Source organism: Pseudooceanicola onchidii, from assembly GCF_004959925.1.
Classification (GTDB): domain Bacteria; phylum Pseudomonadota; class Alphaproteobacteria; order Rhodobacterales; family Rhodobacteraceae; genus Pseudooceanicola; species Pseudooceanicola onchidii.
On the sequence record NZ_SPUW01000004.1, the window covers coordinates 1 to 12389 of the forward strand.

A 12389-nucleotide genomic window follows, 5' to 3' on the forward strand; every position below is an offset into this window, starting at 1 on the left:
CACAACGCCGGGGCGACGATGGATTACGATTTCCTGCGGTTCCTCATCAACCGGATGGAGCCGAACGACGGCCCGCAGCAACAGGTGGTCGCCTTCCTGCGCAACCTCTTCGGCAGGGAGGTCATGGTGAACGCCATGCTCAAATCCACCGCGATTTCGGACGCGGGCCTGACGCACCAGACGATCTATGAGGTCGAGCGCAGCCAGTTCAACCGCAACACCTATGACCGCGCGGTCGATTCACTCAATGGTGTGAATGATGAGATTGAATCCCTGATCCAGTCAGCATGGGGACGCTAAGATGGCACGCAAAGGTATCCTGACGCCGAACATCACGCCCAGAACCGACACCCCTGCCCCGCGACGGCAAGGCCCGGCGGCGGCCGTGGGCGCCCTGCAAAGCAGCCTGTCGAAACTGCAGGAAAATGCGGTGCAGGACATCGATCCGTCGCTGATCGACATGGCCGGCATGGAAGACCGGCTGGGGTTCTACAACGAGGAACAGAAGCGCCTGAAGGAAAGCCTGAAGGCCTATGGTCAGCAGGTCCCGGTGCTGCTGCGTCCGCATCCGACGGCACGGGGACGGTATGAAATCGTCTATGGCCGCCGCCGGCTGGCCGCCCTGCGCGATCTGGGCATGCCGGTGCGCGCCATGGTGCGGCAGCTGGACGATCACGCGCTGGTCATGGCGCAGGGTCAGGAAAACACCGAACGCACCGACCTGAGCTTTATCGAAAAGGCCAGTTTTGCCGCGCAGCTGGATGCCGCGGGCTATGACCGGCAGACAATCGCGGCGGCGCTGGCGATGGACATGCCGATGGTCAGCCGAATGCTCAAGGTCGGCACGGCGTTCGACTTGGCCTTCCTACGCCAGATCGGCCGCGCCCCTTCCGTCGGGCGGGACCGCTGGATGACGCTGGTGGAGAAATTCAAGAACGAAGGCGCGCGGAACCGGGCCACGGCCTTCATGAACCGGCCCGAATTCGCCGTTCTGGGAACCGACGACCGGTTCGACGCCGTGTTGCGCATCGCCGAAAAACAACCCGACGCCAAGGCCCCTGCCCCGAAGGTGCCCGCGCGTAAGGCTTCGATCACCACGCCGGACGGCACGCCGCTGGCCACGCTCAGCGCCAGTGACAAGGGCGTCAATCTGGCGGTCCGGACCGAAGGGTTCGACCGCTGGATCGAAGAGAATGCCGATGATCTGCTGAACGAATGGTTTGCCCGCTGGCAATCCGCGCAGGCCACGGACCAGGACTAAGACCCGCAACCAGATCCCCGCAACCAGACCAAGGAGGCACAGACAGGGACCCCCAAATAAGAAAAGCCCCCCAAGCAATATGGAAGGCCTTTCTCGTCGTTAGCACCTACGGGATATCTTTCTTCCGCGACTCCGTCAACTCTGTCGTCCGGACAGGGGGCAACTTTTTGCGTCCTGCGTGAACTTTCATGACCGCACAAACCACCCGTTTTCAGGGCCAGCCGGTATCGGCTGCGCCCGACAATGGACCTATGTCCTTCGACAAGTGGGCCCTGGTCGACGACCTGAGGCTGGCCGCCCCCGATTTGGGGCTGTCGCATCGGTCCGTCGCCGTCCTGCGCGCGATGCTGACTTTCCTGCCCGATCGGACCCTCACCGCCCTGCCCGGTCGCGCGATTGTCTTTGCCTCGAACACGACGCTGTCGGCGCGTCTGGGCGGCATGCCTGAAAGCACCCTGCGCCGACATCTGGCCGCACTGGTCGCCTGCGGTGTTGTCAGCCGGTGCGACAGCCCGAACCGCAAACGCTATGCCCGGAGGCTGGGGTCCGGTCTGGGCTGCGCCTTTGGATTCGACATGGCTCCGCTGGCGATGATCGCCCGCGATATCGGCACCCTTGCCCGCGCCGCCGAACGCCGGGCCGAGGAACATGCCGTGTTGCGCAGCGCCGCCCTTGTCGCGCGTCAGGATCTGTTCCAGGCGATGAGTGCGCAGGGCATCGACCCCGAGGGACCGAACCCGCAGTCCCCGCTGATCGGACGCGCCCGGCTGATGCTGCGGCGCAAGGACAACGTGGACGATCTGCGGCAGCTGATCGAGGATCTGGAAAACGCCCGGAAGACCCTTGCCGACACCACCGAAACGGGCGGCAGTGACACCGGAAATGAGCGGCACCAACATAAAGGGATACATAAAGATTCTGAGACACCCCGGCCTGTGGACAACGCGCAGACCCAGGAGATGCCTGATCAGCTGATGCCCTTCCGGCAGTATCACCTGTTGTTCCCCGATATGGCCCGCAACTGGCACGAGGTCACCGCCCATGCCCGTCAGCTGGTGCCGATGATGGGGATCGACATGCAGGTCTATGACGAGGCCAGCGCTGCCATGGGGCCACGGCTTGCCCCTCTGGCCATCTTCTGCCTGTTGGAACGGTTCGAGACGCTGAGAAACCCGGGCGGCTACCTGCGGCGCCTGACCCAGACGGCGCGTCTTGGACAGCTGGACTATGCGCGATTGCTGAGGACGACCGAGGTCGCACGCCCGGAATTGTCAGCTGACAATTTTTCGAATGGCGGGATGCCTCGACCGTCCGCCAACCGACCACCGGCAGAAATTGTCAGCTGACAATTTTCCCCGAACCAGTGGATCACACCACTGGTTGACAGCCCGCGCAATCAGGCGCCAAAAGCCGCCACCGGGATAAAGGACGACGTGACATGGCCCATCTGAACCGCAAGGCAGCGCAGCGCATGATGCAGGCCGAAGGGATGGATGCGCTTTTGATCCTGTCGGCCGAAGGCTTCGCCCATGCCACCGGGGCCGCGCCCGGGGTCGCCACCATGTGGCGGCGTGAAGGGGCGGTGGCCGTCCTGGTTCCGGCCGATCCGGACCAGCCCGAAACCGTCGTCATCAGCGATCTCTTCGCCGCCAACCTGCGGCGCGACAGCCATATCCGGGATATCCGCGAAAGCCCCATCTGGGTCGAGGCGATGACGATCGAGGCACCGGACCTCGATGGTGACCTGTCGGTGCTTGGCGATCTGTGGGACGGACCCCGCAGGCCGGTCGGCAACCGCAGACCCGAAACCTTCGATCCCGCGATCACCTATGGCCACCTGCGCGATGCGCTGGCCGAGAAGGGGTTGCGCGCGGGGCGGGTCGGGGTCGAATTGTCAGCCGTCGCCGCCAATGGGATCGACGCCCTGACCGCCGCCCTCGCGCCCACCACGCTGACCGACGGCACCCATGTCGCGCGGCAGCTGCGCGCGATGAAATCGCCCGAGGAGATCGCCCTGTTGCGCAGCGCGGTCGAGGTCGCGGAGGTCGGGATCAGTGCCGTGCGCGACGCCATTTCGGTCGGCGTGGCCCGCAGCGATCTTGCGGCCGTCTGGTCCGCCACCGTGGCGAAGGCCGGGGCAGGGCGGCCGATGACGGGGCAGTGGGAATACATCTCGGTCGGGGCGGATCCCTGGGGCGGGGATGCGATCGCCGCGCCGGGTGATCTGGTCAAAGTCGATGTCGGCTGCCTGATGCGCGGCTATACCTCGGACAGCGGGCGCACGTTCGTCGTGGGTCAGCCGCGCCGCCTTCAGGCCGAGATGCACGCGGCGCTCATGACCGGGTTCCGCGCAGGGTTCGACCTGCTGCACCCCGGCACGCCCCTGTCCGAGGTGCACCGCGCCACCCAGTCGGCGATCCGGGGCAGGGGGCTTGGGGGCTACAGCCGGGGGCATTTCGGGCACAGCCTGGGCACGGGACCGGGGTCCGAGGAATGGCCCTTCATCTCGGCCGATGCCGACACGCGGATCGAAAGCGGCATGGTCCTGGCCTTCGAGACGCCGATCTACGTGACCGGCGTGGGCGGCATGATCATCGAGGACCAGGTCGAGATCACCGACAACGGTCCGGTGTCGATGAACCGGCTGACACATGACCTTGTTGCCTGTTAACGACCTGAATACCCATAATTATCATTGAAAATCAGGCAATTAAGGGAATTTCGGCGCGTCAGTCCCACATCCCACGTCCGTATTTGTGCATATTCGAATGTGCGCCCAAGTGGTACACAGCAGGGGCCTTCGACGGCTTGACCGCACGAGGGCAAAGCAAAATAAGGGTGCCGACATATGCGCGGATGGCCTCATGCCTCTGGCTCAATAGGAGACAAGACCTTGAAAACACTTCTGAACAAAACTGCCCTGACCCTCGTGGCCGGCGCCCTGTTTGCAGGTCCTGCCCTGGCCGAGGAATGGCGCTTCAACAACTTCCTGCCCGAGACCCGCCCCGAGTCCGCGCAGCTGGACCAGTTCGCCGAAGACGTGAACACCGCGCTGGCCGACAAGGATTTCTCGATCCAGATGTATCACGGCGGGTCGCTTGGCCTGCCCAACACCGACCTGCTGCGTGTGGTCCCGACCGGCGCGGTCGAGATGAGCCTGATGTGGTCGAACTATCTGGGCCGTGACGCGCCGGAACTCGGCTCGGTCTTCGTGCAGGGCGCGATCAGCACCGTGGACGAGCTCAAGGCCGTGCTGCCCGTCGCGCAAGAGATCTACACCGAAGCCTACAACGACTGGGACATTACCACCGTCGGGTTCGTGGCAATCCCCACCCTGTCGGTGTCGGTCTTCTGCCGCGACAAGCCGATCAACACGCTGGAAGACCTGCGCGACGTGAAGCTGCGCGTCTGGGCCCGCGAACAGGTTGAGACCTTCACCAAGCTGGGCGTCGCGGCACAGATCGTCCCGCAGGAAGAAGTCTATGTCGCCCTTCGCACCGGCGTGGTCGACTGCGCGCTGTACCCGGCGCTTTATGCCCACACCATTTCCCTGCAGGAGGTGACGAAATACGCGTCGTTCCTCTACCCCATGGCCTCGGCGCCCTACACGATCGCCGTGCAGGACGACCGTTGGGAAAACACCGACCCCGAGATCCGCGATGCGATCACCGCGGCGGCGGATGCGCTGTGGGAACGCACCAACCAGTATGACGCCGACCTCGAGAACGAACTGGCCGCGCGTGAGAAGCTGGTCGAACAGGGCATCACCTGGGGCGAGGACTTCCCGCAGGCCGACCGCGAACAGTTCGTCGCGGCCGTGTCCGAAACCTGGGCCATGCTGGCGGAAGAAGCCGGTGGCGAGGCGCTGGACTATCGCGCCCGCATGCTGAAGGCCCTGGGCCGCTAAGACCCGGGTCATGCGGATCCGTCACACCTTTGCGCAGGGGCTGGATCACCTGGCCCTTGCGCTGGCGCTCTGCGCCTCGGCCTGCATGGTGGCCATCGTCGGGCTGGTGACAACCAGCGTGATCCTGCGCCGCTTTGCCGGGACGCCGCTGCACATCACCGAAGACGTGGTCGGCCTGCTGCTGACGGCGATGCTGTTCCTGGGCCTGCCGTTGGTCACGATCCGGGCGCAGCACGTGCGCGTGTCGATCGTGGCGACTGCGCTGGACCCGCGCTTTGGTCGCTTGGTCCATGTCGCGGCGATGCTGGTCGGGATCGTCTTCTTCGGCTGGATCTTCCTCAAGGCGCTGCCTTGGCTTGAATTCGCGTGGAAGCGCAACCTCAAGACCGAAACGGCGCGGCTGCTGCTGTATCCCTGGATGGCGGCGCTGCCCCTGTCCGTGGGCCTGACCTGGGTGATCTTTGCCGGCCGTCTGACCGGCCTGCTGGACCGTGAACACCACAGCGCCCCCGAAGAGGGCACGACCATCGCGCCCACCCCCTCCGACCCGAACGACAGGGACAGCTGATCGATGTTCTGGACCACTTTGATCGGCATCCTGGTGACCTCGGCCGCCACGGGCGTGGCGCTTGGCGCGGCGCTTGGGCTGACCGGGCTCGTGCTGTTGCAGGTCTTCTCCAACGGCGCCACCGGGCTGGCCGTGGACGCGATCTGGAACGTGTTCAATTCCTTCACGCTCAGCGCGGTGCCGCTGTTCATCCTGCTGGGCGAGATCCTGCTGCGCAGCGGGGTCAGCAACCGCGCCTACGCAGCCTTCGCGCCGGTCTTCAGCAAGGTGCCGGGCGGGCTGCTCCACACCAATATCGCGGTCTGCACGATCTTCGGCGCGGTCAGCGGATCAAGCCTGTCGACCGCCGCCGCCGTCGGGTCGGTCGCCTACCCCGAGATGACGCGCCGCGGCTATGACCGTGACGTGATCGTCGGCTCTCTTGCGGGGGGCGGCACGCTTGGCCTGCTGATCCCGCCCAGCCTGTCGTTCCTGATCTTCGGGGCGCTGACCGAAACCTCGATCGGGCGGCTCTTCATCGCGGGGATCATCCCGGGTCTGCTGATCGGCGCGGCCTTCATGGTCTACATCATGATCAAGGCGCTGCGGCACCCGCATGTCGCCCCGCGCGAAGACGTCCACGTGCCGCTGATCGCGATCCTGCGCGGCATGGGGCAGGTCTGGCCGCTGCTGCTGCTGATCGTTGCCGTTATCGGGTCGATCATCGGCGGCATCGCCACCCCGACCGAAGCCGCCGCCCTGGGCGTGGTCATCGCCACGGTGATTTCCTTCATCTGGGGCGATCTGACCCTGGCGTCGCTGTGCGCGGCGATCTTCCACGCCACGCTGCTCTTCGCCTCGATCGGGTTCGTGGTCATGGGCGCGACGATCCTGGCGCAGTCGGTCAGCATCCTGGGCGTGGCGCAGCAGGTGCTGAACGTCGTCGCCGACAGCGGGCTGAACCGCTATACGATCCTGCTGCTGGTGGTGCTGATCTACCTGGTGATGGGCTGTTTCTTCGACGGGCTGTCGCTGATGATCATGACCCTGCCGGTGGTCTTTCCGCTGCTGGTCGGGCTGGGCTATGACCCGATCTGGATCGGCGTCATGATCACCATCGTGATCGAGATCGGGCAGGTCACGCCGCCCGTCGGCCTGAACCTCTCGGTGCTGGCCAGCCTCACCAACAACGAGGTCAGCCTGGGCCGGGTGGCGCGCGCGACGGTGCCCTACTGGGTCATCCACCTGCTGGCCATCGCGGTGCTGGCGGCCTTTCCGGGCATCGCGCTGTTTTTGCCGGACCTGCTGTTCTAAGTGGACCCCACGGGACCGGCGGGGCAGGGCAGGGGGGTATCCCCCGACCGCACGCAAAAGGCCCCGGCGCATGACCGGGGCCCCTGCAATTTCAGATCTCAGATCCAGTAGGTCGGCACGCCGTAATACTGGTGGGTGCGTTCTTCCCAGTTGCGATCCGACGCCCACGTCTCGGTCCGCTTGGGCGCACCCTTGACGTCGGCTTCGGTGATGTCGGTGACATAGCCGTCCTTTTGGGTGTCATACCGCAGCTTCTGCCAGGGGATCGGGTGATGGTCTTCCCCCAGCCCCAGGAAGCCGCCAAAGCCCATCACGGCATAGGCGACGTTGCCGGACGGCTTGTCGATCATCAGGTGGTCGATATGGCCGATGTGGGCGCCGTCGACGCCGTAGACATCGGACCCTTCGACGCGGGACGACGAAATCAGGTTGGTCTTGCTTGATGCAGTCATGGTCGCAGTCATGGCCCTCTCCTCAGGGTTATCGCACTACCTGAAGGAAACGCCGCGCCCACGTCCGCTGTTCCGCTGGCGCGGCACCCTGCGGCGCAAATCTGCCGGTCCCGGACGGGCAGGGGAGGGGAGGGGGGCGAGGTCGCCCCCCCGGGGGATCAGAAATCCCAGTCGTCGTCTTCGGTCGCGACGGTCTTGCCGATCACGTAGCTCGACCCCGAGCCCGAGAAGAAGTCGTGGTTCTCGTCCGATCCGGGCGACAGCGCGGCCATGATCGCGGGGTTCACCCGGCAGGCTTCCTCGGGGAAGAGCGATTCAAACCCGAGGTTCTGCAGCGCCTTGTTGGCGTTGTAGTGCAGGAAGGCCTTCACGTCCTCGGTCAGGCCAAGCGGATCATAAAGCTGCTCGGTATACCGCGCCTCGATGTCGTAGAGGTCGAAGATCAGCGCAAAGGCGAAATCCTTCAGCTCGGTCCGCTCGGCCTCGGGCAGGCGTTCAAGCGCGCGCTGGAACTTGTAACCGATGTAATAGCCGTGGATCGCCTCGTCCCGGATGATCAGCCGGATCAGGTCGGCGGTGTTGGTCAGGCGCGCGCGCGACGACCAGTGCATCGGCAGGTAGAAGCCGGAATAGAACAGGAAGCTTTCCAGGAAGACGCTGGCGATCTTCTTGCGCAGCGGGTTCGACGTGGCATCGTACTCATCCAGGATCAGCCGCGACTTGGCTTGCAGATGCTCGTTCTCGGCCGACCAGCGGAAGGCCTCGTCGACCTGGGCGGTCTGGCACAGCGTCGAGAAGACCGAGGAATAGGACCGCGCGTGCACCGCCTCCATGAAGGCGATGTTGGTCAGCACGGCCTCTTCATGCGGCGTCACCGCGTCGGGCATAAGGGCAGGGGCGCCGACGGTGTTCTGGATCGTGTCCAGCAGGGTCAGGCCGGTGAAGACGCGGATGGTCAGGGTCTGTTCGGCCTCGGTCAGCTGCGACCAGCTTTGGATGTCGTTGGACAGCGGCACCTTTTCCGGCAGCCAGAAGTTGGCCGTCAGACGGTTCCAGATCTCAAGGTCCTTGTCGTCCTGCAGCCGGTTCCAGTTGATGGCGCGGGGGACGGGCCGGGTGAAGGGGGTATCTTTCATCGTATCGGTCCTTCGGGTGAGCGGTGCGTGTGAACACGCACCCTACGGGTTGGTGTAGGGTGCGTGCTTGCACGCACCGTCACGTCACAGCGTGCAGGACACGCAGCCTTCGACTTCGGTGCCTTCCAGCGCGGCCTGGCGCAGGCGGATGTAGTAGATCGTCTTGATCCCCTTCTTCCAGGCATAGATCTGCGCCCGGTTGATATCGCGGGTCGAGGCCTCGGCCGGGAAGAACAGCGTCAGCGACAGGCCCTGGTCGACATGTTCGGTGGCCGCCGCATAGGTGTCGATGATCGCCTCGGGCCCGATGTCATAGGCGTCGCGGTAGAATTCCAGGTTCTCGCCGGTCATGTAGGGCGCGGGATAGTAGACCCGGCCGATCTTGCCTTCCTTGCGGATCTCGATCTTCGCCGTGATCGGGTGGATCGAGGAGGTCGCATAGTTGATATAGCTGATCGACCCGGTCGGCGGCACCGCCTGAAGGTTGCGGTTGTAAAGCCCGTGTTCCATCACGTCGGCCTTCAGCGCGGCCCAGTCCTTCTTGGTCGGCAGGTCGATGCCGAACCGTTTGAACAGCGCCTTCACCTCACCCAGTTCGGGGCGCCAGCTGCGGCTGGTGTACTTGTCGAAAAACGCGCCCGAGGCATAGGTCGAGCTTTCGAACCCCTTGAAGGTCTGCCCCTTTTCCCGCGCCAGCCTGCACGAGGCCGTCAGCGCGTGGAACAGGACGGCGGCGAAATAGACGCTGGTGAACTCGACCCCCTCGGGGCTGCCATAGTGGATGCGTTCGCGTGCCAGGAAGCCATGCAGGTTCATCTGGCCCAGGCCGATCGCATGGCTTTCGTCGTTGCCCTTGCGGATCGACGGGACCGAGTCGATCGCCGACATCTCGGACACGGCATTCAGCGCGCGGATCGCTGTCGCGACCGAGGCGCCCAGATCGCCGCCGTCCATCGCCCGGGCGATGTTCATCGACCCGAGGTTGCACGAAATGTCGGTGCCCATCTGCGCATAGGACAGGTCGTCGTTGAATTCGGACGCCTCGTTCACCTGCAGGATTTCGGAACACAGGTTCGACATGGTGATGCGGCCCGCGATCGGGTTCGCCTTGTTCACCGTGTCTTCGAACATGATGTAGGGATAGCCTGATTCAAACTGGATCTCGGCCAGCGTCTGGAAGAACGCACGGGCGTTGATCTTGGTCTTGCGGATCTTGGGGTTGTCGACCATCTCGGCGTATTTCTCGGTGACCGAGATTTCCGAGAAGGCGCAGCCATAGACCTTTTCCACGTCATGCGGCGAAAAGAGGTACATGTCCTCGTTCTTCTTCGCCAGCTCGAAGGTCACGTCGGGGATCACCACGCCGAGGCTCAGTGTCTTGATGCGGATCTTCTCGTCCGCGTTCTCGCGCTTGGTGTCGAGGAACCGCAGGATGTCGGGGTGATGCGCGTTCAGATAGACCGCGCCGGCGCCCTGACGTGCGCCCAGCTGGTTGGCATAGGAAAAGCTGTCTTCCAGCAGCTTCATCACCGGGATCACGCCGGACGACTGGTTCTCGATCCCCTTGATGGGGGCGCCGTGTTCGCGGATGTTGGTCAGCATCAGGGCCACGCCGCCGCCCCGCTTGCTGAGTTGCAGGGCCGAATTGATGCCGCGCCCGATGCTCTCCATGTTGTCTTCCAGTCGCAGCAGGAAGCAGGACACGAATTCACCCCGCGCGGTCTTGCCCGCGTTCAGGAAGGTCGGCGTGGCGGGCTGGAAGCGGCCCGACAGGATCTCCTCCATCAGCTGCATCGCCAGGGTTTCATCACCCCGCGCCAGCGCCAGCGCGTTCATCACCACGCGGTCTTCATAGCGTTCAAGGTAGCGTTTCCCGTCGCGGGTCTTCAGCGTGTACGAGGTGTAGTACTTGAACGCGCCCAGGAAGGTCGGAAAGCGGAATTTCCTGGCAAAGGCCGCGTCCCAGATCTTGCGCAGGTAGTCCTTGGAATACTGCTCAAGCACCGCAGCTTCGTAATAGCCCTCGTCGACCAGATAGCCGAGCTTTTCCTCGAGCGAATGGAAGAAGACCGTGTTCTGGTTGACGTGCTGCAGGAAGTACTGCCGCGCGGCCATCCGGTCGGCTTCGAACTGGATGTTGCCGTCCTCGTCATAGAGGTTCAGCATCGCGTTCAGCGCGTGATAGTCGAGGCCCTGCGTCAGGCTGGCGTCAAGCATTCTGTCCCCCAGAATTTGGTCAGCCCGTCGCGGACGCGGGCGATATCGGTGTCGGTCCCGGCCAGTTCGAAACGATACAGCACGGGCACGTTGCATTTGCGCGCGACGACCTGGCCGGCCATCGCGAAGGTTTCCCCGAAGTTGCGGTTGCCGGCGGCGATCACGCCGCGCAGCAGGCGGCGGTTCGCCTCGACATTCAGGAATCGGATCACGGGCTTTGCCACAGCGCCCCGCCCTTGGCCATCCGCATATGTCGGGCAGATCAGCACGAAGGGCGCGGTCATCCGGGGCGGTTCGGCATCGCCGCGCAGCGGCAGCCTGACAGAGGGAAGGCCCAGCCGGTCCACGAAGCGCGCGGTATTGCCCGACCCGCTTGAGAAATAGGCAAGGCCGCCCATCCCGATCAGCTCAGGCGGCTGATCATGTCGGGGCGGAACCCGGCCCAGTGATCGTCGCCGGCCACGACGACGGGCGCCTGGCGGTAGCCCAGGCCGGTGACCAGTTCCATGGCGGCGGCATCTTCGGTCAGGTCGATGATGTCATAGTCGATGCCACGCGCGGTCAGGGCGCGGGTGGTCGCGGTGCACTGCACGCAGGCGGGCTTGGAATAGACGGTGATGCTCATGGTGGTCCCTTTGCCAATTTTTTGCCTCTGGGCGAAGGGGACACGAAGACCGGCCGGAAGGCCTGTCCGCGCGTCCGGGCCCTCCGCCGCGGTCGTCGTTCATGCCTTGGCAGGTCTCCTGACTTGCGGCTCGGACGTTGTCGATCCGCCTTCCCGGTGTGCCTGTGACACCAGTGGATCCGGACCGGAACTTGCCGCTTACAGTTGCGGGGGCAGTGCCGGATTTACACCGACTTCCCTCTTAGCGCACGAGTCACCTCGCGAGCACCAAAGCAACTGCATATTGGGGTTGGTGGCCTTGGGCTGTCAATATATCGCCACAGGTTTTCCGTGGATAAGTCGGGATTGCACGGATCGGGCCACACCTGCGGCGGGTGCGGCGTGGCCCTTGGCCCGTGGGGTCAGCGGATGAACTGGTCGACGAAATCCGCCCCCAGGCCGACCTTTTCGTAATGCGCGCGGCACATGTCGATCTTGGTGAAGACGTCTTCGAACCCCATGGTCTTGCCCCAGGGATCGACATAGAGCATCACGCCGTTGACCTGGAACATGGTGATCATCTCGTCCACGTCCTCGGGCACGACAAGGGTATGCGTCTCGCCCGGCGCCTCGAAGACATAGCCGCCCTCTTCGGCCATCCAGTCGTGTTCCAGGTAATGCCAGCGCCCCTTGATGACATAGCCATGCACCGCCTGCGGATGCCGGTGGCGCGACAGCACGCCCGATTTGCGCACGCGCAGCAGGTTCATCCAGTAACCCTGGCTGCGGTTCAGGCACAGCGGGCGGAAGGCGACGTTTTCGGCCTGGGGCACCCAGATCCGTTCGTCCTCGGGGATCGCCTTGGGGATGACGATCTCTTCCTGTGCGTCCTTGGGAAAGGGCAGCTGGTAGGGGGTGCGCGCGTCGGCGTCGGCGGTTTCAACGGGCATG

At 64.3% G+C, this 12389-nt stretch carries 12 protein-coding genes, 1 pseudogene and 1 riboswitch; of the genes and pseudogenes, 7 read left to right on the forward strand and 6 right to left on the reverse strand.

Features of this window, described 5'->3' with window-relative positions; all coding sequences use genetic code 11:
* The 7 genes and pseudogenes from E4S58_RS16760 to E4S58_RS16790 all read left to right on the forward strand — a co-directional run.
* Positions 1–300: pseudogene (locus E4S58_RS16760) on the forward strand (plasmid partitioning protein RepA); the annotation flags it as partial.
* A gap of 1 nt (position 301) precedes the next feature.
* A complete protein-coding gene (gene repB, locus E4S58_RS16765) occupies positions 302–1261 on the forward strand; it encodes a plasmid partitioning protein RepB (protein ID WP_136637624.1) in 960 nt (319 codons plus the stop codon).
* A 188-nt stretch (positions 1262–1449) separates the two neighbouring features.
* Entirely contained in the window at positions 1450–2607 is a 1158-nt protein-coding gene (repC, locus tag E4S58_RS16770) for a plasmid replication protein RepC (RefSeq protein WP_136637625.1), read from the forward strand.
* Positions 2608–2699: 92 nt separating this feature from the next.
* The gene (locus tag E4S58_RS16775; protein ID WP_136637626.1) at positions 2700–3932 is read left to right on the forward strand and encodes a M24 family metallopeptidase; all 1233 of its coding nucleotides are present in this window, start codon (positions 2700–2702) and stop codon (positions 3930–3932) included.
* A gap of 222 nt (positions 3933–4154) precedes the next feature.
* Complete coding sequence (gene dctP, locus E4S58_RS16780) at positions 4155–5168, forward strand: TRAP transporter substrate-binding protein DctP (protein WP_240789594.1); 1014 nt, start codon at positions 4155–4157, stop codon at positions 5166–5168.
* Positions 5169–5178: 10 nt separating this feature from the next.
* Positions 5179–5736: a TRAP transporter small permease gene (locus tag E4S58_RS16785; protein ID WP_169052713.1), complete on the forward strand. Its 558-nt coding sequence runs from the start codon at positions 5179–5181 to the stop codon at positions 5734–5736.
* A gap of 3 nt (positions 5737–5739) precedes the next feature.
* A complete protein-coding gene (locus tag E4S58_RS16790; protein ID WP_136637627.1) occupies positions 5740–7029 on the forward strand; it encodes a TRAP transporter large permease in 1290 nt (429 codons plus the stop codon).
* Between the two features lie 98 nt (positions 7030–7127).
* Here E4S58_RS16790 and E4S58_RS16795 read toward each other — a convergent pair whose 3' ends face one another.
* From E4S58_RS16795 to E4S58_RS16820, 6 genes are all read right to left on the reverse strand, one after another.
* Positions 7128–7493, reverse strand: coding sequence for a PRC-barrel domain-containing protein (locus tag E4S58_RS16795; RefSeq protein WP_240789595.1), 366 nt, complete (start codon positions 7491–7493; stop codon positions 7128–7130).
* A gap of 146 nt (positions 7494–7639) precedes the next feature.
* Positions 7640–8617 (reverse strand): class 1b ribonucleoside-diphosphate reductase subunit beta, encoded by a 978-nt coding sequence (gene nrdF, locus E4S58_RS16800; protein ID WP_136637628.1) that lies wholly within the window; start codon positions 8615–8617, stop codon positions 7640–7642.
* An 84-nt stretch (positions 8618–8701) separates the two neighbouring features.
* Positions 8702–10834, reverse strand: coding sequence for a class 1b ribonucleoside-diphosphate reductase subunit alpha (gene nrdE / locus E4S58_RS16805; RefSeq protein WP_136637629.1), 2133 nt, complete (start codon positions 10832–10834; stop codon positions 8702–8704).
* A complete protein-coding gene (gene nrdI, locus E4S58_RS16810) occupies positions 10816–11232 on the reverse strand; it encodes a class Ib ribonucleoside-diphosphate reductase assembly flavoprotein NrdI (protein ID WP_136637630.1) in 417 nt (138 codons plus the stop codon). Before nrdI ends, nrdE begins: the two co-directional genes overlap by 19 nt.
* A 5-nt stretch (positions 11233–11237) precedes the next feature.
* Positions 11238–11459, reverse strand: a complete 222-nt coding sequence (gene nrdH / locus E4S58_RS16815; protein WP_136637631.1) for a glutaredoxin-like protein NrdH — start codon at positions 11457–11459, stop codon at positions 11238–11240.
* Positions 11460–11550: 91 nt separating this feature from the next.
* A riboswitch (cobalamin riboswitch) is annotated at positions 11551–11746 on the reverse strand.
* Between the two features lie 114 nt (positions 11747–11860).
* Positions 11861–12388, reverse strand: coding sequence for a 2,4'-dihydroxyacetophenone dioxygenase family protein (locus E4S58_RS16820; RefSeq protein ID WP_136637632.1), 528 nt, complete (start codon positions 12386–12388; stop codon positions 11861–11863).
* Position 12389: the final 1 nt, after the last annotated feature.

Coding starts and splice junctions, on each gene's coding strand:
- nrdE (WP_136637629.1), bottom strand. CDS start 10,834: ATGCTTGACGCCAGCCTGACGCAGGGCCTCGACTATCACGCGCTGAAC.
- nrdF (WP_136637628.1), bottom strand. CDS start 8,617: ATGAAAGATACCCCCTTCACCCGGCCCGTCCCCCGCGCCATCAACTGG.
- E4S58_RS16775 (WP_136637626.1), top strand. CDS start 2,700: ATGGCCCATCTGAACCGCAAGGCAGCGCAGCGCATGATGCAGGCCGAA.
- E4S58_RS16795 (WP_240789595.1), bottom strand. CDS start 7,493: ATGACTGCGACCATGACTGCATCAAGCAAGACCAACCTGATTTCGTCG.
- repC (WP_136637625.1), top strand. CDS start 1,450: ATGACCGCACAAACCACCCGTTTTCAGGGCCAGCCGGTATCGGCTGCG.
- E4S58_RS16785 (WP_169052713.1), top strand. CDS start 5,179: ATGCGGATCCGTCACACCTTTGCGCAGGGGCTGGATCACCTGGCCCTT.
- nrdH (WP_136637631.1), bottom strand. CDS start 11,459: ATGAGCATCACCGTCTATTCCAAGCCCGCCTGCGTGCAGTGCACCGCG.
- nrdI (WP_136637630.1), bottom strand. CDS start 11,232: ATGGGCGGCCTTGCCTATTTCTCAAGCGGGTCGGGCAATACCGCGCGC.
- repB (WP_136637624.1), top strand. CDS start 302: ATGGCACGCAAAGGTATCCTGACGCCGAACATCACGCCCAGAACCGAC.
- E4S58_RS16820 (WP_136637632.1), bottom strand. CDS start 12,388: ATGCCCGTTGAAACCGCCGACGCCGACGCGCGCACCCCCTACCAGCTG.
- E4S58_RS16790 (WP_136637627.1), top strand. CDS start 5,740: ATGTTCTGGACCACTTTGATCGGCATCCTGGTGACCTCGGCCGCCACG.